Genomic DNA, 24,019 nt, shown 5'->3' with positions numbered 1-24,019 from the left:
CGCGCAGGTCACGGGCGCGGGAGGGAGTCCCACCGGGGGTCGCGGCGGGCCGGCCGGCGGGCGGCGGCGGGGACGGACGACGTCACCTGGGGCGCGTCCGCGCTGGCCTCCATCCGCTGGCGGGCCGCCGCGGCGGCCGGCGGCGTGCGGCCCAGCAGCGGCGGGGTGTAGGCGCGCCGGCCCGGGCGGCCGCACGCCGGGCAGGGCAGGGTGGGCTCGGCGGTGCCGATCGGCAGCCGCACCTCCCACGGACCGCACCCGGTGCAGCGGTACTCGTAGCCGGCCATCGCTCCTCCTCGCCCTGGCGGGCCGAACGGGAACGCTCCGGAAGCTAGTCGCGGCCGCCGGCCGCAGCGGCCGTCCCGGCACCGCCGCTCGCCCGCCGGGCCGGTCGTCACGCTCGGCGGCGTCCCCGCGACCTGCCGCGCCCGGGAGCGCTCCCGCACCCGCGCGGTGCCCCGGCGGGTCCGGCCGGTCACGGCGCGCAGCCCGGGTGCCGGGCCGCGACCGGGGTCGTTGACCGGTCCACCGGCCGGGCGCAGCGTGACGCCACCGCCGGTCCCCCGGGCGGGCCGGCCCCACCGCGGGAGGCCACCCCATGGCCAGTGTCGGCCTGCTCTACGTCGGCGCAGTGCTCATCGTCAACGGGCTGATGCTGCTCGGCCGGGTGGAAGCCCGGGCGGCGGCGCCGCTGAACCTGTTCGTGGGCGGCCTGCAGGTGCTCACGCCGACGTACCTGATCATCACCTCCGGCGGCGACGAGACCACGATCCTCGCCGCGTCGGGGCTCTACCTGTTCGGCTTCACCTACCTCTACGTCGGCATCAACCTGCTGGCCGGCCTCGACGGCACCGGGTTGGGCTGGTTCTCCGCGTTCGTGGCGGTGGCCGCGGTGGTCTACGCGGGGCTCAACTTCGGCGACCGGCTCGACGACCCGGCCTTCGGCGTCATCTGGCTGTACTGGGCGGTGCTGTGGGCGCTGTTCTTCCTGGTGCTGGGGCTCGGCCGCGCCGAGCTCACCCGGTTCACCGGCGCCGTCGCCGTGGTCGCCGGCGTGGTCACCTGCATGGTGCCGGCGTTCCTGCTGCTCACCGGTAAGTGGACCGGGTACCGGACGGAGGCGACGGTCGCGCTGGCCGTGGTCTGCGGGCTGTCGCTGCTGCTGTGGGTGCCGCTGCGCGGCAGCGGGGTGCCGGCCGAGCCGGCCCGGCCCGCGCCCGGCGACCAGCCGGCGGGCGGCGGCTCGGGCACGCCCACCCCGCGCACCGAGGCGGCCGGGCCGGAGGTCGTCGGGGCCGCGTCACCGGACCGGCCGGCCGCCGGGACGACGACCGAGCCGCGCCGCTGACGCACCGCCGGTACCCGGGGTGCGGCCCCGGGTACCGGCGGCCCGGCTGTGCCACGCTGCGGTCCATGTCGAGCACGCAGGACCGGGTCGAGCAGCTGCTGGCCGTCTACGGCGCGCCGGACGCCACCGCCGCCGAGCTGCTGTGCGACCGGCACCCCGCCGACGCGGTGGCGTTCACGGTGGTCGAGCCGGACCTCTCGGCGACCGACCTCACCTACGGTCACCTGCGCGCCGAGTCGGCGCGGTTCGCCGCGGCACTGGCCGGCCTGGGCGTCGGGCCCGGCGACGCGGTCGCGGTGCTGATGGGCAAGTCGGCGGAGCTCGTCGTCGCGCTGCTGGGCATCTGGCGCCGCGGCGCGGTGCACGTGCCGCTGTTCACCGCCTTCGCGTCACCGGCGATCGCCCTGCGGCTGACCGCGGGCGCCGCGAAGGTCGTGGTCACCGACGCCGACCAGCGCGGCAAGCTCGCCCCGGGGGAGGACCTGCCGGCCGACGCCCCGTGGCAGGTGGTGGTCGTCGGCGGGGCCCCCGAGGAGGGGCAGCTGTCCTTCGCCGAGCTGATGGCCGCGACCTCCCCCGACGACCCGGCGGGCGCCGCGGTCGCCGTCGGCGGCGACGGCGACCTGGTGCTGCTGTTCACCTCCGGCACGACCGGGACGCCGAAGGGCGTGCCGGTCCCGGTGCGCGCGCTGGCCGCCTTCGAGGGCTACCTGGAGCACGGGCTGGACGTCTCCGCCGACGACGTGTTCTGGAACGCCGCCGACCCCGGCTGGGCCTACGGGCTGTACTACGCGCTGCTCGGCCCGATGGCCGCCGGCCGGCGCAGCCTGCTGCTGCACGCCGGGTTCTCCCCCGCGCTGACCTGGCAGGTCGTCGAGCGGTTCGGGGTGACCAACTTCGCCGCGGCGCCGACGGTCTACCGCGCGCTGCGGGCCGCGCCCGACCCGGTGCCCGCGGGGCTGCGGCTGCGCCGCGCGTCGTCGGCGGGTGAGCCGCTCACGCCGGAGGTGATCACCTGGGCCGAGGAGCACCTCGGCGTCCCGGTGCGCGACCACTACGGGCAGACCGAGCACGGCATGATGATCGTCAACGGCTGGGGAGACGAGGTGCGCACCGACGTCCGGCCCGGCTCGATGGGCCGCGCGCTGCCCGGCTGGACCGCCGCGGTGCTCGCCGAGGAGACCCCCGACGTGCAGCCCGCCGGCGAGCTCGGCCGGGTCGCCGTCGACGTGCCCGCCAGCCCGATGATGTGGTTCCGCGGCTACCTGGACGCGCCGGACAAGACCGCCGAGCGGTTCACCGTTGACGGCCGCTGGTACGTCACCGGCGACGCCGGCAAGACCGACGAGGACGGGTTCTTCTACTTCTCCGCCCGGGACGACGACGTGATCATCATGGTCGGCTACCGGATCGGCCCGTTCGACGTCGAGAGCGTGCTGCTCACCCACCCGCGGGTGGTCGAGGCCGCGGTGGTGGGCGTGCCGGACGCGCTGCGCGGCGAGGTGCTCGAGGCGTTCGTGGTGCTCCGGGCCGGTGACGCCGGGGACGACGCGCTCGAGGGTGAGCTGCAGCGGCTGGTCAAGACCCGGTTCGCCGCGCACGCCTACCCGCGGGTCGTGCACGTCGTCGACGGGCTGCCCAAGACCAGCAGCGGCAAGGTGCAGCGGTTCGTGCTGCGCGCGCAGCGGCGGGCCGAGCTCGGCACGGACTGACCTGGCAGCCGACCGGGCTGCCGTCGACACCGGGGGCCAGGCCCGGCAGGCTGGGTGCCCACTCACCTGCGGGAGGAACGGTCGATGGCTGCGCGCTACGAGTACAAGGTCGAGGAGATCCGCGAGGGCATGATCGGGGGCAAGATGTCCGGCGACAAGCTGGAGAAGGTGCTCAACGACCGCGCCCGCGACGGCTGGCAGCTCAAGGCCATCACCTCGGTCGAGGTCAAGGGCCGCGTCGGACCGGGCGGCGTCGACGGCGTGCTGGTCACCTTCGAGCGCCCGGTCGGCTGAGCGCGGGTCAGCCGGCCTGCAGCATCGCGCCGACGCTGCCGCGCACCGGGCGGCCGGGCAGCAGCAGCATCTGCACCAGGTGGTACGCGTCCGGCTTGCCCGCCCAGGTGCCCGAGCCCACCGCGCCCTCCGGGGTGAGCTCGTGGAACCAGCTGCCGGTCGCCGGGTCGAGGAACAGCCGGTCGCCGAGCTCCTCCCAGGTGCGCTGCAGGGTCGCCGCCCGCGGGTCGCCGGTGACGGCGTAGCGCACCGCCGCGGCCGCCACGGCCTCGGTGACCACCCAGTGCATGCGGGCGCCGACCACCGGCCGGTCGTCCCAGTCCAGCGTGTACGGGAAGCCCTCGTGCCCGTCGGCGGCCCAGCCGCGCTCCTCCGCGGCCCGGAACAGCCCCTCGGCGTCGGTGGTCAGCCAGCCGGGCGCGCTCTCCCCCAGCGCGGCGGCCAGGTGCAGGCACAGCCGGGCCCACTCGAACTGGTGCCCGATGGTCACGCCGAACGGGCGGAACGGGTCGGCCGGGCGGTCCCGGTTGAGGTCGGGCAGCGGCTGCCAGTCGGCGGTGAAGTGCTCCGGCAGCCGCCAGTCCCGCTCCCGCGCCCAGGTGTGCACGACCCGCTCGGTGGCGCGCAGCGCGTGCGTGCGCAGCCGGGCGGCCGCACCGGGGTCGGCCGGGGCGAGCGCGTCGGCGGCGGCCAGCGCGGCCTCCACCCCGTGCATGTTCGCGTTCGCGCCGCGGTAGTCCTCGGCGTGGCTCCAGGAGCGGTCGAACGACTCACGGGCCAGCCCCTCGTCGTCGTCCCAGAACCGCTCCTCCCAGACGCGGAGCGCCTCGTCGAGCAGCTCGCGGCCACCGGTCACGCCGGCCGTGGTGGCGGTCGCGCCGGCCAGGACGACGAAGGCGTGCACGTACGCGGCCTTGGTGCCGTCGTCCGCGCCGGCGCCCACCGCGGCCAGCCAGCCGCCGTGCTCGCCGTCGTGCAGCGGCCCGCTGCGCAGCGCCGCGACGCCGTGCTCGACGAGCTCGCGGGCGTCGGGCCGGCCCAGCAGCGTGGCCAGCCCGAACACGTGGGTCATCCGGCCGGTGATCCACGTCTCGACCGGCTTGTCGGCCAGCACGGTGCCGTCGTCGCCGAGGTAGCCGAAGCCCCCCGGGACGCGGGAGCCGGCGGCGAAGGCGAGGACCTGGTCGAGCTGGGTGCGCATGCGCTGATCCTGCACCCCGCGCCCTCCGGGCCCGCATGCCAGGCTGGACCCGGCCCGCCCGGGCCACGGAGCAGTCAGGAGGACCAGTGATCTGTGTCGTCGGTGAGCTCGTCGTCGACCTCATCCCCGACCCGTCCGCCGGCGCCGGCCCGGAGGGGACGGCACCGCACTTCGTCGCCCGCCCCGGCGGCAACGCGCTCAACGCGGCGGTCACCGCGGCCCGGCTCGGCTCCCCGACCCGGCTGCTGGCCCGGCTCGGGCGCGGTCCGCTGCGCACCCACCTGCGCCGGCACGCCGAGCTGTCCGGGGTCGACGTCAGCGCGTTCGTCGACAGCGACGACCCGGTGAGCGTGGCCATCGTGGCGCTCGACGAGCACGGCTCGGCCGACTACTCCTTCCACGTCCTCGGCGCCGCCGACTGGCAGTGGACCGACGAGGAGCTCGCCGCCGGCTGGCCCGCGGACGCCGCGGTCGTGCACGTCGGCTCCATCTCGTCGTGGACGGCGCCGGGCAGCGAGGCCATCGCCCGGCTGGTCGAGCGGCTGCACGCCGACGGCAGCGCGCTGGTCAGCGTCGACCCGAACATCCGGCCGATGCTCGCCGAGGGGTTCGGCAACACCGCCGACGCCGTCCGGGCGCGGCTGGACCGGCTGGTCGCCGCCGCCGACGTCGTCAAGGTCAGCAGCGAGGACCTCGCCTGGCTGGAGCCCGGCACCACCGACCTGGACGACGCGGCGCAGCGGTGGGCCGGCCGCGGCCCGGCGCTGCTGCTGCTCACCGACGGCGGGGCGCCGCTGCGGGTGGCCCGCCCCGGCAGGCCGCTGCTCACCGTCACCCCGCCCGCGGTCGAGGTGGCCGACACCGTCGGCGCCGGCGACGCGCTGGCCGGCGGGCTGCTCACCGCGCTGGTGGACGCCGGCGTCACCAGCCGGGCGGCGCTCGAGGGCATCGACGACGCGCTGCTGGACCGGGTGCTGGCCGACGCCACGCTGGTCGCCGCGCTCACCTGCGGCCGGGTCGGCGCCGACCCGCCGACCCGCGCGGAGCTCGACGCCGCCCGCTGAGACCCCGGCGGGGTGGCCCGTCGGCGTCAGCGCGACGGGTGCACCCCGCCGAGCACCACCCGCGCGACGGCGACGGCCTCGGGGACCGGGGCGGCGGCGGCCGACCGCAGCCACGCGGCCAGCGGGCCGGCCAGCGCCGGCGACACGGTGGTGATCCACTCGACGGTGGCCGCCCGGGCCTCGGCGACGTGCTCGCTCCCGGCGTCGGGCGTACGGGCGACCACCTCCGGGCGGCTGGCCAGCAGCCCGGCCCGCTCCCACCGGCCGGGCGGGGTGCGGGCGGCCAGCTCCGCCAGCCGGTCCGCGGCGGCGGTCAGCAGGTCGGCGTCGTCCATCGGTCGCTCCTCGGTCGTCGGGGGCAGCGGTCGTCGGGGGCAGCGGTCGTGGCGCCGGAGGCGCTGCGGGCAGACTGGCGCCGTGTCGAACTCGATGACGATCGAACCGCAGGGCAACCACGAGTACACCGTCCGGCTGGAGGGCGACGGCGAGGTCGTCGAGTCGTGGTTCCGGGTGGACCCCGACGTGCTGGCCGACCTCGGGCTGCCGGCCGACGACGAGGAGGGCGCGGTGCGCCGCACCGTCGACTTCCTGCTCCGGCACCAGAGCGTCCCGGACTTCCCGCGGATGGTCGAGCTCGAGGACGTGGTGGCCAGCTACGACGACTTCCGCGAAGGGCTCGCCGCCGGCTGACCGGAAGCGGAACTGATCGGTCCGCGCGTCGGACCGCAAAGGGGTTGCCGCGGCCGTCGCGGCTCCCCGAGGCTCGGTGGTGCCCTCGTGGGGGCAGCGGCGGCTGCCCCTCCCGGATCTCCTCGTCGGGAGTGCAGCCCATGACCAGCACCGAGGTCGCCCAGCCCCCCGCGCCCCCGGAGCGGCCCCGCCGCCGGCTGACCCGCCCGGTGATCGGCATCGGCGTGCTGGCCGTGGTCATGCTGCTGTTCGGCCTGTTCGGCAGCTCCTACCAGGGGCGGCTGGGCGAGGTGCAGAAGAACGACAACGCCGCCTACCTGCCCTCCACCGCCGAGTCGACCGAGGTGTCCGAGGAGGAGGAGGCGTTCTCCGACGTCGGCGTCCTGCCCGGCTTCATCGTGTACCAGCGCGACGGCGGGCTCACCGCCGCCGACCGGGCGGCGATCGACGCCGACGCCACCGCGCTCCGCGAGCTGCGCGGCGTGGCCGGCGACCAGGTCACCCCGCCGCAGCTCAGCAGCGACGGGACGACGGCCTCGCTGGCGGTGCCGCTGATCGGCCGGGAGGGCGGCACCGAGGTGGACGGCGACGACCTGGTCGCCGTGCAGGAGCGGGTGCTCGACATCGCCCGCGCGGGCGCGCCGGACGGGCTGGCCGTGCACAGCGCCGGGGCCGGCGGGCTACTGGTGGCCTTCTTCGACGTCTTCGAGGAGATCGACGGCGTCCTGCTGCTCGCCGCGGGCGTCGTGGTCATCGCCATCCTGCTGGTCGTCTACCGCAGCCCCGTGCTGTGGTTCGTCCCGCTGTTCAGCGCGCTGCTGGCGCTGGGCTCCGCGTCGCTGATCGTCTACCAGCTGGCCAAGAACGACGTGCTCACCCTGAACGGGCAGAGCCAGGGCATCCTGTTCGTGCTGGTGCTGGGCGCGGGCACCGACTACGCCCTGCTGCTGATCAGCCGCTACCGCGAGGAACTGCACCGGCACGAGAGCCGGCTGCAGGCGATGACCCGCGCCTGGCGGGGCGCCGCGCCGCCGATCATCGCCTCGGGCGCCACGGTGTCCATCGGCCTGCTGTGCCTGCTGTTCGGCGAGCTCAACTCCGACAAGAGCCTCGGGCCGGTGTGCGCGATCGGCATCGCCTGCACCGTGCTGGTGATGCTCACCTTCCTGCCGGCCTTCCTCGTGCTGTTCGGCCGCTGGGTGTTCTGGCCACGGGTGCCGCACGTCGACCAGGCGTCGGACCTGGCCACCCACGGTGTGTGGGGCCGCTTCGCCCCCCGGCTGAGCCGGCGCGCCCGGCCGGCCTGGATCGGGTCGGTCGTCGTCCTGCTCGTCTGCGCGGCCTTCCTGCCCACGCTGCGCACCCAGGGCCTGTCGGTGGTCGACAGCTTCACCGACGAGCCCGACGCGGTGGTCGGGCAGAAGATCTTCGACGAGCACTTCGCCCAGGGCACCGGCGCCCCGGCCGAGATCACCACGAACGCCGACGCCGTGCCCGACGTGGTCGCCGCCGTCGCGGACGTGCCGGGGGTGGCGTCGGGACCGGGTGCGGTGTGCGTGGCACCGGACTACGCGCGGCTGGCCGGCACCGCGGCCGGCGGCGGCGCGATCACCCCCGGCGCCGACGGCTGCCTGCCGCCGGAGTTCCAGGTGCGGCCCGCGGACGGGCGGCTGCTCGTGAACGCCCAGCTGGCCGACCGCTACGACACCACTGCGGCGATCGACACCGTGCAGCGCATCCGCGACGCCGTGCACGCGGTGCCCGGCGCGGACGCCCGGGTCGGCGGGCAGACCGCCATCACCCTGGACACCCTCGACGCCTCCCGGCACGACCGGAACCTGATCATCCCGATCATCCTGGCGGTCATCCTGGTGGTGCTCGCCGTGCTGCTGCGGGCGATCGTGCTGCCGGTGCTGCTGGTGGCCACCGTGGTGCTCTCGTTCTGCGCGTCGCTCGGGGTGAGCGCGCTGGTGTTCACCCACGTGTTCGGCTTCGCCGACTCCGACCCGGGGTTCCCACTGTTCGCCTTCGTGTTCCTGGTGGCCCTGGGCATCGACTACAACATCTTCCTGATGACCCGGGTGCGGGAGGAGACGCTGCTGCACGGCACCCGCGAGGGCATCGTCCGCGGGCTGGCGGTCACCGGCGGGGTGATCACCTCCGCCGGGCTGGTGCTGGCCGCGACGTTCGCCGTCCTCGGGGTGCTGCCGCTGGTGTTCCTCGCCGAGATCGGGTTCGCGGTCGCGTTCGGCGTGCTGCTGGACACCTTCCTGGTCCGGTCGGTGCTGGTGCCGGCGCTGTGCACCGACATCGGCCGGCGGATCTGGTGGCCCTCCCGGCTGGCCCGCGGCGCCGACTGAGGCGGCGTCAGGCCAGCCGGGCCTCCGCCGCGGCCCAGTGCGCCTCCGCACCGGCCGCCGGCGCGTAGGTGCGCACCGGCTGGGTCTCCCGCAGCAGCGCACGCAGCGCGGGCAGCCCGCCGGTGACCGCTCCCCCGGCGCGCGCCTGCACCAGCACGTTGCCCAGGGCCGCGGCCTCCACCGGGCCGGCGACCACCGGCCGGCCGCACGCGTCCGCGGTCAGCTGGCACAGCAGCTCGTTGCGGGCGCCGCCGCCGACCAGGTGGACGACGTCGACGTCCCGGCCGGTGAGCTCCACCGCCCGCCGCACGGTGCGCCGGTAGGCCAGCGCGAGGCTGTCGAGGATGCAGCGCACCGTCTCGGCCTGGCTCTGCGGGGGCGTCTGCCCGGTCTCCGCGCAGTACGCGGCGATCCGGGCCGGCACGTCCCCCGGCGGCAGGAACCGGTCGTCGTCCGGGTCGACGACCGCGGTGAAGGCCGGCACCCGGGCTGCCGCCGACAGCAGCTCCGGCAGGTCCGCCGGGAGCCCCGCCGCCGCCCAGGTGCGCTGCGACTCCTGCAGCAGCCACAGGCCCATCACGTTGCGCAGGTAGCGCACCGTGCCGTCGACACCCAGCTCGTTGGTGAAGCCGGCCCGCCGGCTGGCCTCGGTGAGCACCGGGGCGTCGAGCTCGACGCCGACCAGCGACCAGGTGCCGCAGGAGACGTAGGCGAACCGGTCGCCGGCCGCCGGCACCCCGACCACCGCGGACGCCGTGTCGTGCGACCCGACCGCGGTCACCGGCACCGGCCCGGTCAGCCCCGTCTCGGCCAGCACGTCCCCGGTCAGCTCACCGACCCGGTCGCCGGGCTGCACCAGCGGCGGGAACAGGCCGCGGGGCAGCCCCAGCCGGCCGATCACCTCGTCGGACCACTGCCGGGTGGTGGCGTCGAGCAGGCCGGTGGTGGAGGCGTTGGTGACCTCCGCGCCGACCGCGCCGGTGAGCCAGTGCGCGAGCAGGTCCGGCACCAGCAGCGCGCACCGGGCCGCCTCGAACGCGGCCCGGCCGCGCATCCCGGCCAGCTGGAACACGGTGTTGAACGGCAGGTGCTGCAGCCCGCCGATCCGGTACAGCTCCTCGGGACCGACCACCGCGTGCACGGCCGGCACCGCGGCGGCGTGCCGGGGGTCGCGGTAGTGCACCGGGTTGCCGACCAGCTCGCCGTCGGCGTCCAGCAGGCCGACGTCGACCGCCCAGCTGTCGATGCCCACGCCGTCCAGCCGCCCGGCGTCCCGGCCGGCCGCGCGCAGCCCGTCCAGCACGCCGGCGTACAGCGACAGCACGTCCCAGTACAGCGTGCCGCGCACCCGCACCGGCCGGTTGGCGAACCGGTTGACCTCGTGCAGGTCCAGCCGCCCGGGGCCGACCCGCGCGGCCATCACGCGGCCGCTGGAGGCCCCGAGGTCGACGGCCGCGAGGGTCAGCCCGCGGGTCATCGCAGGAAGGCCGCGGCGACGCCGGAGTCCACGGGCACGTGCAGCCCGGTCGTCCGGGTGAGCTGCCCACCGGTCAGCGCGAACACCGCGTCGGCGACGTGGTCGGGCAGCACCTCGCGCTTGAGCAGGGTGCGCTGGGCGTAGAACTGGCCCAGCTCCTCCTCGGGCACGCCGTAGACGGCGGCCCGCTGGGCACCCCACCCACCGGCGAAGATCCCCGACCCGCGGACGACGCCGTCGGGGTTGATGCCGTTGACCCGGATCTGGTGCTCGCCGAGCTCCGCGGCCAGCAGCCGCACCTGGTGGGCCTGGTCGGCCTTGACCGCCGAGTAGGCGACGTTGTTCGGGCCGGCGAACACCGAGTTCTTGCTGGAGATGTAGACGATGTCCCCGCCGAGGCCCTGCTCGACCATGATCCGGGCCGCCTCGCGGGAGACCAGGAACGAGCCCTTGGCCATCACGTCGTGCTGCAGGTCCCAGTCGCGCTCGGTGGTCTCCAGCAGCGGCTTGGAGATCGACAGCCCGGCGTTGTTGACCACCAGGTCGACGCCGCCGAAGGCCAGCACCGCCGCGCGGAACGCGGCCGCCACCGCCTCGCCGTCGGACACGTCGGCGGCGACGCCCACGGCGACGTCGGACGAGCCGAGCTCGGCGGCCGCCTCGGCGGCTCTGGCCAGGTCGAGGTCGGCGACGACGACGCAGGCGCCCTCGGCGGCCAGCCGCTGGGCGATCGCCTTGCCGATGCCGCTCGCCGCACCGGTGACCAGCGCGACCCGGGTGGCCAGCGGCTTGGGCTTCGGCATCCGCTGGAGCTTGGCCTCCTCCAGCGCCCAGTACTCGATGCGGAACTTCTCGCTCTCGTCGATCGGCGCGTAGCTGCTCACCGACTCGGCGCCGCGCATCACGTTGATCGCGTTGACGTAGAACTCGCCGGCCACCCGCGCGGTCTGCTTGTTCGCGCCGAAGCTGAACATGCCGACGCCGGGCACCAGCACGATCGCCGGGTCGGCGCCGCGCATCGCCGGCGAGTCCGGGGTGGCGTGCCGCCGGTAGTAGGCCGCGTACTCGGCCCGGTACTCCTCGTGCAGCTCGCGCAGCCGCGCGACGACGTCCTCGACCGGCGCGGTCGCCGGCAGGTCGACGACCAGCGGGCGCACCTTGGTGCGCAGGAAGTGGTCGGGGCACGAGGTGCCCAGCGCCGCCAGCCGGGGGTGCTCGGCGCGGGCCAGGAACTCCAGGACGACGTCGCTGTCGGTGAAGTGGCCGACCTGCGGCCGGTCCGTGCTGGCCAGCCCGCGGACGACCGGGGCCAGCGCAGCCGCCTTCGCCCGGCGCTCGTCCTCCGGCAGCGCCTCGAAGCCCGGCAGCAGGGCGCCGAAGGGCTCGGGCTTGCCGTGCTCGGCGAGGAACCGCTCCGCCGTCCGGATGATCTCCAGGCTGTTGGCCTCGCACTGCTCGCTGGTGTCGCCCCAGGCGGTGATGCCGTGGCCGCCGAGGATGCAGCCGATCGCCTGCGGGTTGGCCGCCTGGATCGCGGCGATGTCCAGGCCGAGCTGGAAGCCGGGCCGGCGCCACGGCACCCAGACCACCCGGTCGCCGAAGCACTCGCGGGTGAGCGCCTCGCCGTCGGCCGCGGTGGCCAGCGCGATGCCGGAGTCGGGGTGCAGGTGGTCGACGTGCGCGACGTCGACCAGGCCGTGCATGGCGGTGTCGATGCTGGGCGCGGCGCCGCCGCGGCCGTGCAGGCAGTAGTCGAACGCGGCGACCATCTCGTCCTCGCGCTCGACGCCCGGGTAGACGTCGGCGAGCGAGCGCAGCCGGTCCAGCCGCAGGACGGCGAGGCCGTTCTCGGTCAGCGTGCCCAGATCACCGCCGGAGCCCTTCACCCACAGCAGCTCGACCTGCTGCCCGGTGACCGGGTCGGTCTCGCTGCCCTGGGCGGAGGTGTTGCCGCCGGCGTAGTTGGTGTTGCGGGGGTCGGCGCCCAGCCGGTTGGACCGGGCGAGCAGGTCACTGACCACGGGGTTGGTCACGTCAGGAGCCCTTCGGTGGTGAGGTGCCGCTTTCTCGCGAGAAACCGGTCCGGTTTGTTGCGAGAGAGCGGGCGTGGTGGTGGTCAGGCGCCCCAGGAGGCCTGCTGGCCCCCGACGCGGTCGGTGGCGATCTGCTCCTGGTGCCCGGAGGCGGCGTAGGCGCGGTAGGGGTCGGCCGGCAGGCCCTGCGACTCCCGCAGCTCGGCCAGCAGCGGGCGGACGTCGGTGTTGTAGGCGTCCATCAGCACGGCGTTGGCGCCGAGCACGTCACCGGCGAGCTGGGCCGCCCGCAGCGCCTCGCGGTCGACCAGCAGCGCCTTGGCGGTGGACTCCTGCACGTTCATCACCGAGCGGATCTGGCCGGGGATCTTCGGCTCGATGTTGTGGCACTGGTCGAGCATGAAGTTGACGCCGGAGTCCGGGCGCAGCGCGTCGGCCCGCACGATCTCGTTCATGATCCGGAACAGCTGGAACGGGTCGGCGGCGCCCACGATGAGGTCGTCGTCGCCGTAGAAGCGGGAGTTGAAGTCGAACGCGCCGAGCCGGCCCACCCGCAGCAGCTGGGCGACGATGAACTCGATGTTGGTGTTGGGCGCGTGGTGGCCGGTGTCGAGCACCACCTTCGCCTGCTCGCCCAGGGCCAGGCAGTGCAGCAGCGACGTGCCCCAGTCGGGGATGTCCATCGTGTAGAAGTACGGCTCGTAGAACTTGTACTCCAGGATCAGCCGGTGCCCGGGGTCGAGCTCGGCGTAGATCTGCTGGAGCGACTCGGCCAGCCGCTCCTGGCGGTCGGTGATGTCGTCCTGGCCGGGGTAGTTGGTGCCGTCGGGCAACCAGATCTTGAGGTCGGTCGACCCGGTGGCGCGCATGACGTCGATGCACTGCACGTGGTGGGCCACGGCCTTGGCCCGCACGGCCGGGTCGGCGTTCGTCAGCGACCCCAGCTTGTACTCGTCGGCCTGGAACAGGTTCGAGTTGATCGCGCCGATCGAGACGCCCTCGTCGGCGGCGTGCTGGGCGAGCTTCCCGAAGTCGTCGACGAGGTCCCACGGGATGTGCAGCGAGACCCGGGGCGCGACGCCGGTGTACCGGTGCACCTGGGCGGCGTCGCTGATCTTCTCGAACGGGTCGCGCGGCACACCGGGCGTGCTGAACACCTTGAAGCGGGTGCCGGCGTTGCCGAACGCCCAGGACGGCAGCTCGATGGTCTGGGTGGCCAGGGCCTCGAGGGCGCGGGCGCGCAGGTCGGTCACGCTGTGTCTCCGATCGGGGTGGTGGTCTGCCCGGACGCCGTCAGCTGGGCGTCCAGGTCGAAGACCAGGTCGAGCTCGTGCTTGCCGCGACCGGGGAGGTCGTCGGCGGAGTCGGTGGGAGCGGTCAGGAGGTCGCCCATGGCGGCCTCCCAGCGGGCGCTCACCTCGGCGGCGTCCACGGCGGCCTGGGCGGCGGCGAGGTCGTCGGTGACGAGCGTGCCGACGAGCAGGCCGTCGTCGCGCAGGAAGAGCTGGTAGTCGTGCCAGCCGGCGTCGCGCAGGGCGGCGAGCATCTCGGGCCAGACGGCGGCGTGGGCGGCGCGGTACTCGGCCAGCCGGTCGGGGCGGACCTGGAGGGTGAAGCAGACGCGGGGCACGGGGTTCCTCCGGGGTCCCCGTGGCCGCCGGCGCACCGGCCGGCGGCCACGGGGGTGGGGCTCAGAAGTCGAACTGGTCGATGTTCTGGGCGGTGAACACGGTCGGGTCGCCGAGGACGATCTGGCCGTCCTTGCCGACCGTGTACTCACCGAGGTCGCCCGCGGAGAACTTCTCGCCCTCGGCGCCGGTGATCTGCCCGGCCGACAGCGCCGCGCCGGCGTAGGCGGCCAGGTAGCCGAGGTCGGCCGGGTTCCACAGCGCGAAGGAGGTGACGGTGCCGTCCTTGACGTACTCGCGCATCTGGTTGGGCGTGCCCAGGCCGGTCAGCGCGACCTTGCCCTTGTACGAGGAACCGGACAGGTAGCGGGCGGCGGCGGAGATGCCGACCGTGGTGGGCGAGATGATGCCCTTGAGGTCGGGGTACTTCGACAGCAGACCCTGGGTCTCCTGGAAGGACTTCTCGTCCTCGTCGTCGCCGTAGACGGTCGCCACGATCTCCAGCTGCGGGTACTTCTCCCCCGCGTAGGACTTCATCAGGTCGATCCAGGCGTTCTGGTTGGTCGCGTTCGCCGTCGCCGACAGGATCGCGACCTTGCCCGCGCCGCCGATCTGCTTCGCCATCTCGTCGATCTGGGTGTGCGCGATGCCCTCGGCGGTGGCCTGGTTGATGAACAGGTCACGGCACTTGGGGTCGGTGTCGGAGTCGAAGGTGACGACCTTCGCGCCGCCGCTGCGGGCCTGGTCCAGCGCCGAGCAGATGGCGTTGGGGTCGTTGGCGGAGGTGACGATGACGTCGGCGCCCTGCTGGGTCAGCGTGTTGATGTAGCTCACCTGCGAGGAGGCGCTGGCCTCGGTCGGACCGACCTCGCTGTAGTCGCCCTTCAGCGCGTCGACGGCCTTCTTGCCACCGCCGTCGGCGACGGAGAAGTACGGGTTGTTCAGCTGCTTGGGCAGGAAGGCGATCTTCAGGCCCGAGGGGATCTCGGCGTCCGGGTTCGCGCTGGCGCTGGACCCGCTGCCGCTGCTGTCGTCGGCGGCGGCGTCGTCCCGGGTGGTGCCTCCGCAGGCCGCGGTGCCGAGCACCAGGGCCGCGACGGCGGTGCCGGTGATCACGCCGCGCAACCGCCGGGCGGTCAGGAAGGTGGACATGGGTTCCCTCTCTGTGCACCGGCACGCCGTCGTGCCGGGGTGGTTGGGGGTGGCCGGGGCCGGCCGGGGTGGTGCGGGAACGGGCGCCGGCGCTCAGGCCGGCGCGGATCGGGGGCGGGTGCGCCGGCGCAGCCGGGCGGTCACCTGCGGACCGACGACGGCGACGATGAGCAGCGCGCCGGTGACGATGTTGAGGACGTCGGAGGGCACGTTGACCAGCTGCAGCGCGTTCCGGACCGAGGCCAGCAGCAGCGCCCCGGCCATCACCCCGAGCAGGCCGCCGCTGCCACCGAAGATCGAGACGCCGCCGAGCAGGATCGCCGCGACGACCTGGAGCTCCAGGCCGGTGGCGTTGTCGGCGCGGGCGCTGCCGTAGCGCAGCGTCCAGAACACCCCGCCCAGCGCGCTGACCACGCCGGCCGCGACGAACAGCCACAGCTTGGTGCGGGCGACGTCGATGCCGCTGAACCGCGCGGCGTCCTCGGAGTTGCCCATCGCGAACAGCGCCCGGCCCACCGGGGTGGCGTGCAGGACGACCGCCGTGACCGCGACGAGCACCAGCAGCGGGACGACGGCGTGCGGGATGCCGCTGCCGCCGTAGGAGCTGATCGCCCACGTCGTCCAGCTGCGCGGGAAGTCCGCGACCGCCTGGTCGCCCAGCACGACGAACGCGAGCCCGCGGTAGAGCGCCAGCGAGCCGATGGTCACCGCCAGCGAGGGGAGCCCCAGCTTGGTGACCAGCAGGCCGTTGACCGCACCGAGCACCGCGCCCAGCAGCAGGCAGAGCGGGATGATCAGCTGCAGCGACAGCCCGGCGAACCACAGCTTGCCCATCACCGCGCTGGACAGCCCCACCACGCTGGCCACCGACAGGTCGATCTCGCCGGTGACCACGATCAGCGTCAGGGGCAGCGCGATCAGCGCGATGACCACGACGTCCAGCAGCAGGAAGCCGGAGTTCCGGGTCGAGGCGAAGCCGTCGACGGAGAACGAGGCGATCAGCAGGAACAACACCAGGAACGTCGTGATGACGCTCCCGGTCGGCAGCGTGAACCCGCGCGGGCCCCGGGCCGGCGGTGGGGTGGCGTTCCCGGCCACCGGCCCGGGGGTGGTGTCAAGAGCCACGGAGGTTCCTCCCTCGCAGTCGGGCGGCCAGCCGCTGGGTGAGCGTCCGGTCCAGGGCGATGGCGGCGATGATCAGCGCGCCGACGGCGGCGTCCCGCCAGAAGGGGTCGAGCCCCAGCTGGGGCAGCGCGGTGCCGATCGTGGTGATCAGCAGGGCACCGAGCGCGGCGCCCCAGGCGCTGCCGGTGCCGCCCGCGATCGCGACGCCGCCGACGACGGCCGCGGCCACCACGTTGAGCTCCAGCCCGGTGCCGGCCGTGGTGTCCAGCGTCTGGAACCGCGCGGCGTAGAGGACGCCGGCCAGCCCGGCGAGCGCGCCGTTCACCACGAAGGCGGTGAGCACCCGCCGGCCGACCGGGATGCCCGACAGCCGGGCGGCCTCCGGCGCCGAGCCGATGCCGTACAGCTCGCGGCCGCTGCGGTAGGAGCGCAGGTACCAGCCGACGACGAGCACCACGGCGACGGCGATGAGGAACAGCACCGGGACGCCGAGCACCCGGTACCCGCCGAAGGACTTGAACCCGCTGGGCAGGTCGGCGGCGTTGATCTGCAGCCGGTCGCTGCTGCTGGCCCACAGCGAGTCCAGCCCGCGGATGGCGTAGAGGGTGCCGAGGGTGACCACCAGCGAGGGCACCTTGGCGACCGCGACGACCGCGCCGTTGACCAGGCCGCAGACCGCGCCGACGACGATGCCGGCCAGCAGCGCGACGACCACCGGGGTGCCCGGCCGCTCGACCAGCAGCGTGCCGGTGGCGTAGGCCGACAGGCCCAGCACCGAGCCGACCGACAGGTCGACGTTGCGGGTGATGATGACCATCGTCTGGCCGGCGGCCAGCACGACGAGGATCGCCGCGGACAGCATCAGGTCGCGGACGTTCTGCCCGGACAGGAACCGCGGGTTGGCGATCAGCGTGGCACCGATCAGCAGCACCAGCGCCGCGACGATGCCCAGCTCCCGGACGACGACCAGCCGGTGGGCGAGCGCCGTGCCCCGGCGGGAGCGGGCCGTGGGCTCGCCGGCGGCGGTGGCCCCGGCCGGCGGCGACGTGGTGGGCGCGCTCATGCCGGCACCCGCCCGCCGGCCTGCCCGGTCGCGGCCAGCATGACGCTGTCCTCGTCGGCGCGGGCGCGGGGGATGTCGTCGACGAGTCGGCCCTCGTGCATCACGAGGACGCGGTCGGCCATGCCGAGCACCTCCGGGAGTTCGCTGGAGACCATGACGACGGCCAGTCCGTCGGCGGCGAGCTGGGACAGCAGCCGGTGCACCTCGGACTTCGTGCCGACGTCGATGCCGCGGGTGGGCTCGTCGACGATCAGCACCGTCGGGTCGGTGGACAGCCACTTGGCCAGCACGACCTTCTGCTGGTTGCCGCCGGAGAGCGTGGCGACCGGGTCGGTGAGCCGGCCGGCCTTCACCTGCAGCTTCTTCGACCACTCGGCGGCGGTGGAGCGCTCGGCGCGACCGGACAGCCAGCCCAGCCGGGACAGCTGCCAGCGGCGGGTGAGGGTGGCGTTGCGCTCGACCGACAGCTCCATGACCAGGCCCTGCTGGCGGCGGTCCTCGGGCACCAGCGCGAGGCCCGCCGCCATCGCGGCGGCCGGGCTGCCCGCCTTGAGCCGGCGGCCGTGGACGCTCACCGTGCCGGCGTCGTACGCGTCGACGCCGAACACCGCGCGCACCACCTCGCTGCGGCCGGCGCCGACCAGCCCGGCCAGCGCCACGATCTCGCCGGCCCGCACGTCGAAGGAGACGTCGCTGAACACCCCGCGGCGGGTCAGCCCGCGCACCTCGAGGACGACGTCCCCGGCCGCGACGTCCTGCTTGGGGAACAGGGAGGCGACCTCGCGGCCGACCATCCGGCGGACCACCTGGTCGACGGTGAGGTCGCCGACCGGGTCGGTGGAGACCCACTGCCCGTCCCGCATGACGGTGATCCGGTCGCACAGGTCGAAGACCTCGTCGAACCGGTGCGAGATGAACAGCACCGCCGCGCCGCGCTCGCGCAGCGCCCGGGCGACGGCGAAGAGCCGGTCGACCTCGACGCCGGACAGCGCGGCGGTGGGCTCGTCCATCACCAGCACGCGGGCGTCGAAGGACAGCGCCTTGGCGATCTCGACCATCTGCTGGTCGGCGATGGACAGCCCGCGGGCCGGCCGGTCGGGGTCGAGCCGGACGCCGAGCCGGTCGAACAGCTCGCGGCACCGGTCGGCCAGCGCGCGCCGGTCGATGCGCCGTCCGCCGGCGAGCGGCTGGCGGCCCATGAAGATGTTCTCCGCGACCGACAGGTCGGGGAACAGCGTGGGCTCCTGGTAGATGACCGCAATGCCGGCGGCGCGGGCGGCGGCCGGGCTGTCGAGCTGCACCGGCTGCCCGTCGAGCAGCACGCGCCCGGAGTCCGGGCCGTGCACGCCGGCGAGGATCTTCACCAGGGTCGACTTGCCGGCGCCGTTCTCGCCCACGAGGGCGTGCGCCTCCCCGGCCCGCAGCTCCAGCTGCGCGCCGCGCAGCGCCGCCACGGCGCCGAACGACTTCGCCACGTCCTCCAGCGCCAGCACCACGGCGCCGGGTGCGGCAGGGGGTGTCCCGTCGGCCACGCGACCTCCTCGTCGAATGTGGACCGCTCGGATGAAACGTTTCATCCGGTGTGTGGCGTGGACCATAGGGAGCCTGCTAGGAATGTGTCAACCGCCACGCGAACGCCGTGTCCTGGCCGTTGTCGATCCGATCTGGCGACGTTGAGTCGTTTCAACCGGCGACGCGCGACGGACCGGCTACCGTGGCACCACCCCGACCAGCGAGGAGGCAGTGCTGACCGCGAGCATCCGGGACGTCGCCGTCCGCGCCGGGGTCTCGGTGGGCACGGTCAGCAACGTCCTCAACCGGCCCGACGCGGTCAGCCCGCCCACCCGTGAGCGGGTGCAGGCGGCGATCGCCGCGCTGGGCTTCGTGCGCAACGAGCAGGCCCGCCACCTGCGCGCCGGGCGCAGCCGGACCATCGGCCTGGTGGTGCTGGACATCGCCAACCCGTTCTTCACCGACGTCGCCCGGGGCGTCGAGGACGTCGCGGGCGAGGCGGGCCTGGCGGTCATGCTGTGCAACTCCGACGACCGGGCCGCCAAGGAGGCCGCGCACCTCGACGTGCTCACCGAGCAGCGGGTGCAGGGCGTGATCATCACCCCGACCGCCGAGCTGTCGCCGCACGTGGAGGCGCTGCGGTCGCGCGGCACCCCGGTGGTGCTGCTCGACCGGCGGGCCACCGCCCCCGGTCAGTGCGCGGTCGCCGTCGACGACGTGCTGGGCGGCCGGCTGGCCGCCGACCACCTGCTCGAGCGCGGGCACCGCCGGATCGCCTTCATCGGCGGGGCCTCCGGCCTGCCGCAGGTGCAGGAGCGGCGGCAGGGCGTCACCGCCGCCGTCCGCGAGGCCACCGGCGACGAGGACGCGCTGACGGTGCTCTCCCCCGACACGCTGACCGTCGCCGGCGGGCGGGAGGCGGCCGCGCAGATCGTCGGCCTGCCCGCCGCCCGCCGACCCACCGCCGCCATCTGCGCCAACGACCTGCTGGCGCTGGGCGTGCTGCAGGAGATGGTCCGGCACGGGGTCTCGGTGCCCGAGGACTTCGCCATCGTGGGCTACGACGACATCGACTTCGCCGCCGCGGCGGCCGTGCCGCTGTCGTCGGTGCACAAGCCGCGCCAGGAGCTGGGCCGGCGCGCCGCCGAGCTGCTGCTGGACGAGGCCGCCGGCGGGCACGACGGGCACCCGCACGAGCACGAGCAGCCGGTCTTCGAGCCGACCCTGGTCGTCCGCGAGTCGAGCATGGTCCGGCGCCGCCGGACCCCAGCGAGCTGAGAGGAGGGCCGGTGCGGATCAGCCTGTTCGCCACCTGCCTGGTCGACACCATGACGCCGTCGGTCGCCTTCGCGACCGCACGGCTGCTGGAGCGGCTGGGGCACGAGGTGGTGGTGCCGCCCACCCAGGCGTGCTGCGGCCAGATGCACGTCAACACCGGCTACCGCCGCGAGGCGCTGGGCATCGTCGCCAACCACGTGCGCGCCTTCGACGGCGCCGAGGTGGTCGTGGCGCCGTCCGGCTCGTGCGTGGCCTCGATCCACCACCAGCAGGCCGCCGTCGCCCGCCGGGCCGGCGACGAGCCGCTCGCCCGGGCCGCCGAGGAGCTGGCCGGGCGCACCTACGAGCTCTCGCAGTTCCTGGTCGACGTGCTGGGCGTGACCGACGTCGGTGCCTACTACCCGCACCGGGTCACCTACCACCCGACCTGCCACTCGCTGCGCCTGCTGCACGTCGGCGACCGGCCGCTGCAGCTGCTGCGCGCGGTGCGCGGGCTGGAGCTGGTGGAGCTGCCGGCCGCCGACCAGTGCTGCGGCTTCGGCGGCACGTTCGCGGTGAAGAACGCCGACACCTCGACCGCGATGCTCACCGACAAGATGGCCAACGTGCTCGGCACCCACGCCGAGGTGTGCACCGCCGGCGACGCCTCCTGCCTCATGCACATCGGCGGCGGGCTCTCCCGGCTGCGGGCGGGCACCCGCACGGTGCACCTGGCCGAGATCCTCGCCTCGACGGAGGAAGCAGTGACCCCCGACCAGAAGGCCGTGCCGGCGGTCCCCCACCCCACCACCCCGGCGGTCCCGCGATGACCGCCGTGGACCTGGGCATGCCGGCCCTCCCGCACGCCCCCCGGGGCGTGGGGCACCTGCGCGGCGAGCAGTCGTTCCCGGACGCCGCCCGCACCGCGCTGCGCAACGGCCAGCTGCGCGCCAACCTCGGTCACGCGACCACCACCATCCGCGGCAAGCGGGCGAAGGTGGTCGCCGAGGTGCCCGACTGGGAGCAGCTGCGCGCCGCCGGCAAGGCGCTCAAGGCCGCCACCATGGCCCGGCTCGACGAGCACCTCGAGGAGCTGGAGCGGCAGGTCACCGCCCGCGGCGGCACGGTGCACTGGGCCCGCGACGCGAACGAGGCCAACGCGATCGTCACCCGGCTGGTGCAGGCCACCGGCACCCGCGAGGTGGTCAAGGTCAAGTCGATGGCCACCCAGGAGATCGCGCTGAACGAGGCCCTGGAGGCCGTCGGCATCGACGTCTTCGAGACCGACCTCGCCGAGCTGATCGTGCAGCTGGGCGAGGACGCGCCCAGCCACATCCTGGTGCCGGCGATCCACAAGAACCGCGCCGAGATCCGGGAGATCTTCGCCCGCACCATCCCCGGCGTCGACCCCGGCCTCACCGACGACCCCCGGCAGCTGGCGATGGCCGCCCGGGCCCACCTGCGCGAGCGCTTCCTGCGCGCCCGGGTCGCGGTCAGCGGCGCCAACTTCGGGGTCGCCGAGACCGGCACGCTGACCGTGGTCGAGTCCGAGGGCAACGGCCGGATGTGCCTGACCCTGCCGGAGACGCTGATCACCGTCATGGGCATCGAGAAGGTGGTGCCCACCTGGCGCGACCTCGAGGTGTTCCTGCAGCTGCTCCCCCGCTCCTCCACCGGCGAGCGGATGAACCCCTACACCTCCACCTGGGCCGGCGTGACCCCCGGTGACGGGCCGCAGGAGTTCCACCTGGTGCTGCTGGACAACGGCCGGACGGCGGTGCTCGCCGACGAGGTGGGCCGCGAGGCGCTGCACTGCATCCGCTGCTCGGCGTGCCTGAACGTCTGCCCGGTCTACGAGCGCGCCGGCGGGCACGCGTACGGCTCGGTCTACCCGGGCCCCATCGGCGCGATCCTGTCGCCGCAGCTCACCGGGGTCGAGGACAACGCCTCGCTGCCGTACGCCTCGTCGCTGTGCGGCGCCTGCTACGAGGTGTGCCCGGTGGCGATCGACATCCCCTCGATCCTGGTGCACCTGCGCGCGGAGCACGTCGAGGCGCAGGAACGCCCGACCGCCGAGGGCACCGCGTTCAGGGCGCTGGCGAAGGCGATGGGCAGCCCGCGGCTGTGGCACCTCACCCAGCGCGCCGCCCGGCTCGGCCGGCTCATCAGCCGGGGGCGCCCGACGCTGCCCAACGCCTTCCCGCCGCCGATCGCCGGCTGGACCCGCAGCCGCGACCTGCCCACCCCGCCCACGAAGACGTTCGTGCAGCAGTGGACCGAGGAGCACGGGCAGTGACTGCACGCGAGGAGGTGCTCGGCCGGATCCGGACGGCGCTCGGCGACCAGCGCCCCGCCGTGCCCGTCGAGCGGACCTACCGGACCGCGGAGGTCACCCCGGCGGACGACGAGCTGCTCGCGCTGCTCGTCGACCGGGTCGAGGACTACCGCGCCGAGGTGCTGCGCTGCTCCCCCGCGGAGATCGGCGCGACGGTGCGGACGGCGCTGGACCGGGGACTCGGCACCGGCTGGGCGGCGTCCGGGGTGGTCGTCGCCCCGGGGCTCCCGGACGACTGGCGGCCGGACGGCTGCGACGTCGACGACGACCGCCCCGCCGTGCACCTGGCCGACCGCGCCGCCTCGGTGACCGCCGTGGCGGTGGCCATCGCCGAGACCGGCACCCTGGTGCTCGACGGCTCCCCGGCCTGCGGGCGGCGGGCGCTGTCGCTGCTGCCCGACGTGCTGATCTGCGTGGTCACCGCCGGCCAGGTGGTGCGCGGCGTGCCCGAGGGCATCGCCCGGCTGGACCCGCTGCGCCCGCTGACCATGGTCAGCGGGCCGTCGGCGACCAGCGACATCGAGCTGGAGCGGGTCGAGGGCGTGCACGGCCCGCGCACGCTGCTGGTGGTCCTGGCCGGCTGAGCCCCTACTCGACCCGGAAGAAGTCGAACACCACGCCGCGCGGGTGCCGCACGCCGGTGCCCACGTGCAGGTGGGCGGTCAGCGTCGCCAGCCGCGCGGACGCCGTCTCGAACCGCGGCCACGAGCGGAAGTAGATGCGCGCCGGGTCGACCGGGAGGTCCGCCCGCAGTCGGGCGATGTCCTCGGCCGAGCCGGTGCGCAGCCCGATGTTCTCGACGTAGACGGTCTCCCCCTCGTCGGTCTCCAGCACGTACCGGGCCTCGGCGACCGTCTCGGTCTCCGTCCGGATGACCTGGAAGTCGGCGCCGCCGGGCAGCACCCGCCCGGTCAGCAGCGGCCCGCCCACCGTGCCGCCGAGGATCGGGATCACCCGGCGCAACCCGGCGGGGGTGGGCCCGACCTCCACGGGTGGCCCGACCTCCACCTCGAGGTGCAGGACGTGGGTCAGCGACGGCGGGACCGGTGACGGCGGGGTGGCGGACATGCGCCCACCCTGCCGTAGCCGGCGCGACACGGACATCTGCAGGGTCCGCATGTTTGCAGTGTCTGCACGTTTCTGCCAGGGTCTGCGGTGTGACGGCCGGCCTGCGCGAGCGCAAGAAGCAGGCCACCCGGCTCGCGCTGCACGAGGCGGCGCTCCAGCTGGTCGCCGAACGGGGGCTCGAGCACGTGTCGGTCGACGACGTCGCCGCCCGGGCCGGCGTCTCGCCGCGGACGTTCTTCAACTACTTCCCGACCAAGGACGACGCGGTCGTGGGCCTGGACCCGCGGCAGGCCGGCGAGCTGGCCGAGGCGGTGCGCGCCCGCCCGGCGTCCGAGCCGCCGGTCACGGCCGTGCGCGCCGCCATGCTCGACCAGGCCCGGGAGGTCGCCCGCGAGCCGCAGCTGTGGCCGCTGCGGCTGCAGGTGGTCGACGCCCACCCGGCCCTCACCGCCCGGCTGTCCGCCGTCTTCGAGGCCTCCGAACGGGCCCTCGCCGCGGTGGTGGCCGAGCGCTCCGGCACCCGGACCGACACCGATGCCTACCCCGCCCTGCTCGCCGCGGTGCAGGCCGCCGTCATGCGCACCGCCCTGCACCGGTGGCTGGCCAGCGACTTCACCGCCGACCTGCCGGCGCTGGTCGACGAGGGCTGGGACCTGGTCGCCGCCGGCCTGCCCGCGCCGACCGCCTGAACCCGCCGCCC

General features: G+C 74.8%; 23 protein-coding genes. 11 read left to right on the top strand and 12 right to left on the bottom strand.

All coding sequences use genetic code 11. The features are described from left to right. Window positions 1-8: 8 nt before the first annotated feature. A complete protein-coding gene (locus AB0J00_RS08910) occupies window positions 9-287 on the bottom strand; it encodes an FmdB family zinc ribbon protein (protein WP_357743213.1) in 279 nt (92 codons plus the stop codon). 311 nt (window positions 288-598) lie between these two features. Between AB0J00_RS08910 and AB0J00_RS08905 the strand changes: the two genes are divergently transcribed. The 3 genes from AB0J00_RS08905 to AB0J00_RS08895 all read left to right on the top strand — a co-directional run bounded on the left by AB0J00_RS08905 (window position 599) and on the right by AB0J00_RS08895 (window position 3,354). Next, on the top strand, window positions 599-1,348 hold the full coding sequence (locus AB0J00_RS08905; RefSeq protein ID WP_357743210.1) for an AmiS/UreI family transporter: 750 nt from the start codon (window positions 599-601) through the stop codon (window positions 1,346-1,348). 65 nt (window positions 1,349-1,413) lie between these two features. Beyond that, entirely contained in the window at window positions 1,414-3,060 is a 1,647-nt protein-coding gene (locus AB0J00_RS08900) for an AMP-binding protein (protein WP_357743208.1), read from the top strand. An 84-nt stretch (window positions 3,061-3,144) separates the two neighbouring features. Next, window positions 3,145-3,354 carry a DUF4177 domain-containing protein gene (locus tag AB0J00_RS08895; protein WP_357743205.1) on the top strand — a complete coding sequence of 70 codons (210 nt, stop codon included), beginning with the start codon at window positions 3,145-3,147 and terminating at the stop codon, window positions 3,352-3,354. Window positions 3,355-3,361: 7 nt separating this feature from the next. On the opposite strand, the gene AB0J00_RS08890 is transcribed toward AB0J00_RS08895, so the two are convergent. Continuing rightward, window positions 3,362-4,555 (bottom strand): AGE family epimerase/isomerase, encoded by a 1,194-nt coding sequence (locus AB0J00_RS08890; protein ID WP_357743202.1) that lies wholly within the window; start codon window positions 4,553-4,555, stop codon window positions 3,362-3,364. 86 nt (window positions 4,556-4,641) lie between these two features. On the opposite strand from AB0J00_RS08890, the gene AB0J00_RS08885 reads away from it, so the two are divergent. After that, window positions 4,642-5,619 (top strand): carbohydrate kinase, encoded by a 978-nt coding sequence (locus AB0J00_RS08885; protein ID WP_357743200.1) that lies wholly within the window; start codon window positions 4,642-4,644, stop codon window positions 5,617-5,619. A gap of 26 nt (window positions 5,620-5,645) precedes the next feature. Here the strand turns inward: AB0J00_RS08885 and AB0J00_RS08880 are convergent, their stop codons facing one another. After that, on the bottom strand, window positions 5,646-5,954 hold the full coding sequence (locus AB0J00_RS08880; protein WP_357743197.1) for a hypothetical protein: 309 nt from the start codon (window positions 5,952-5,954) through the stop codon (window positions 5,646-5,648). Window positions 5,955-6,036: 82 nt separating this feature from the next. Between AB0J00_RS08880 and AB0J00_RS08875 the strand changes: the two genes are divergently transcribed. Both AB0J00_RS08875 and AB0J00_RS08870 read left to right on the top strand, forming a co-directional pair. Further along, complete coding sequence (locus tag AB0J00_RS08875) at window positions 6,037-6,309, top strand: hypothetical protein (RefSeq protein ID WP_357743194.1); 273 nt, start codon at window positions 6,037-6,039, stop codon at window positions 6,307-6,309. Between the two features lie 140 nt (window positions 6,310-6,449). Beyond that, on the top strand, window positions 6,450-8,669 hold the full coding sequence (locus AB0J00_RS08870; protein ID WP_357743192.1) for an MMPL family transporter: 2,220 nt from the start codon (window positions 6,450-6,452) through the stop codon (window positions 8,667-8,669). A 7-nt stretch (window positions 8,670-8,676) separates the two neighbouring features. Here AB0J00_RS08870 and AB0J00_RS08865 read toward each other — a convergent pair whose 3' ends face one another. The 8 genes from AB0J00_RS08865 to AB0J00_RS08830 form a co-directional block, all read right to left on the bottom strand. After that, window positions 8,677-10,146, bottom strand: coding sequence for a rhamnulokinase family protein (locus tag AB0J00_RS08865; RefSeq protein WP_357743189.1), 1,470 nt, complete (start codon window positions 10,144-10,146; stop codon window positions 8,677-8,679). Next, a complete protein-coding gene (locus AB0J00_RS08860; protein WP_357743186.1) occupies window positions 10,143-12,179 on the bottom strand; it encodes a bifunctional aldolase/short-chain dehydrogenase in 2,037 nt (678 codons plus the stop codon). The genes AB0J00_RS08865 and AB0J00_RS08860 overlap by 4 nt, the downstream gene beginning before the upstream one ends. 83 nt (window positions 12,180-12,262) lie before the next feature. Then, the gene (gene rhaI / locus AB0J00_RS08855) at window positions 12,263-13,432 is read right to left on the bottom strand and encodes an L-rhamnose isomerase (protein WP_357743183.1); all 1,170 of its coding nucleotides are present in this window, start codon (window positions 13,430-13,432) and stop codon (window positions 12,263-12,265) included. Next, window positions 13,429-13,809, bottom strand: a complete 381-nt coding sequence (locus AB0J00_RS08850) for an L-rhamnose mutarotase (protein ID WP_357743180.1) — start codon at window positions 13,807-13,809, stop codon at window positions 13,429-13,431. Before AB0J00_RS08850 ends, rhaI begins: the two co-directional genes overlap by 4 nt. A 61-nt stretch (window positions 13,810-13,870) precedes the next feature. Next, window positions 13,871-14,959 (bottom strand): rhamnose ABC transporter substrate-binding protein, encoded by a 1,089-nt coding sequence (rhaS, locus tag AB0J00_RS08845; RefSeq protein WP_357743177.1) that lies wholly within the window; start codon window positions 14,957-14,959, stop codon window positions 13,871-13,873. A 93-nt stretch (window positions 14,960-15,052) separates the two neighbouring features. Then, a complete protein-coding gene (locus AB0J00_RS08840) occupies window positions 15,053-16,084 on the bottom strand; it encodes an ABC transporter permease (RefSeq protein ID WP_357743174.1) in 1,032 nt (343 codons plus the stop codon). Further along, window positions 16,074-17,147, bottom strand: coding sequence for an ABC transporter permease (locus AB0J00_RS08835; RefSeq protein ID WP_357743171.1), 1,074 nt, complete (start codon window positions 17,145-17,147; stop codon window positions 16,074-16,076). The genes AB0J00_RS08840 and AB0J00_RS08835 overlap by 11 nt, the downstream gene beginning before the upstream one ends. Continuing rightward, window positions 17,144-18,679, bottom strand: coding sequence for a sugar ABC transporter ATP-binding protein (locus AB0J00_RS08830; RefSeq protein ID WP_357743168.1), 1,536 nt, complete (start codon window positions 18,677-18,679; stop codon window positions 17,144-17,146). Before AB0J00_RS08830 ends, AB0J00_RS08835 begins: the two co-directional genes overlap by 4 nt. Before the next feature lie 211 nt (window positions 18,680-18,890). Here AB0J00_RS08830 and AB0J00_RS08825 point away from each other — a divergent pair, with 211 nt between their 5' ends. The 4 genes from AB0J00_RS08825 to AB0J00_RS08810 are packed head-to-tail and all read left to right on the top strand — an operon-like array spanning window position 18,891 to window position 22,835. After that, window positions 18,891-19,937: a LacI family DNA-binding transcriptional regulator gene (locus tag AB0J00_RS08825; RefSeq protein ID WP_357743166.1), complete on the top strand. Its 1,047-nt coding sequence runs from the start codon at window positions 18,891-18,893 to the stop codon at window positions 19,935-19,937. Window positions 19,938-19,948: 11 nt separating this feature from the next. Then, window positions 19,949-20,746, top strand: coding sequence for a (Fe-S)-binding protein (locus AB0J00_RS08820; protein ID WP_357743163.1), 798 nt, complete (start codon window positions 19,949-19,951; stop codon window positions 20,744-20,746). Beyond that, window positions 20,743-22,212 (top strand): LutB/LldF family L-lactate oxidation iron-sulfur protein, encoded by a 1,470-nt coding sequence (locus tag AB0J00_RS08815; protein WP_357743160.1) that lies wholly within the window; start codon window positions 20,743-20,745, stop codon window positions 22,210-22,212. Before AB0J00_RS08820 ends, AB0J00_RS08815 begins: the two co-directional genes overlap by 4 nt. Beyond that, on the top strand, window positions 22,209-22,835 hold the full coding sequence (locus AB0J00_RS08810; RefSeq protein ID WP_357743157.1) for an LUD domain-containing protein: 627 nt from the start codon (window positions 22,209-22,211) through the stop codon (window positions 22,833-22,835). The genes AB0J00_RS08815 and AB0J00_RS08810 overlap by 4 nt, the downstream gene beginning before the upstream one ends. Before the next feature lie 4 nt (window positions 22,836-22,839). On the opposite strand, the gene AB0J00_RS08805 is transcribed toward AB0J00_RS08810, so the two are convergent. Continuing rightward, entirely contained in the window at window positions 22,840-23,319 is a 480-nt protein-coding gene (locus AB0J00_RS08805; RefSeq protein ID WP_357743154.1) for a DUF3237 domain-containing protein, read from the bottom strand. Between the two features lie 89 nt (window positions 23,320-23,408). On the opposite strand from AB0J00_RS08805, the gene AB0J00_RS08800 reads away from it, so the two are divergent. Then, a complete protein-coding gene (locus tag AB0J00_RS08800; protein ID WP_357743152.1) occupies window positions 23,409-24,008 on the top strand; it encodes a TetR family transcriptional regulator in 600 nt (199 codons plus the stop codon). Window positions 24,009-24,019: the final 11 nt, after the last annotated feature.

Source organism: Modestobacter sp. NPDC049651 (assembly GCF_040659695.1).
In the GTDB taxonomy this organism is placed as follows: domain Bacteria; phylum Actinomycetota; class Actinomycetes; order Mycobacteriales; family Geodermatophilaceae; genus Modestobacter.
Note: the sequence above shows the minus strand (reverse complement) of the source record. Positions and strands in the feature narration are given on the sequence as shown.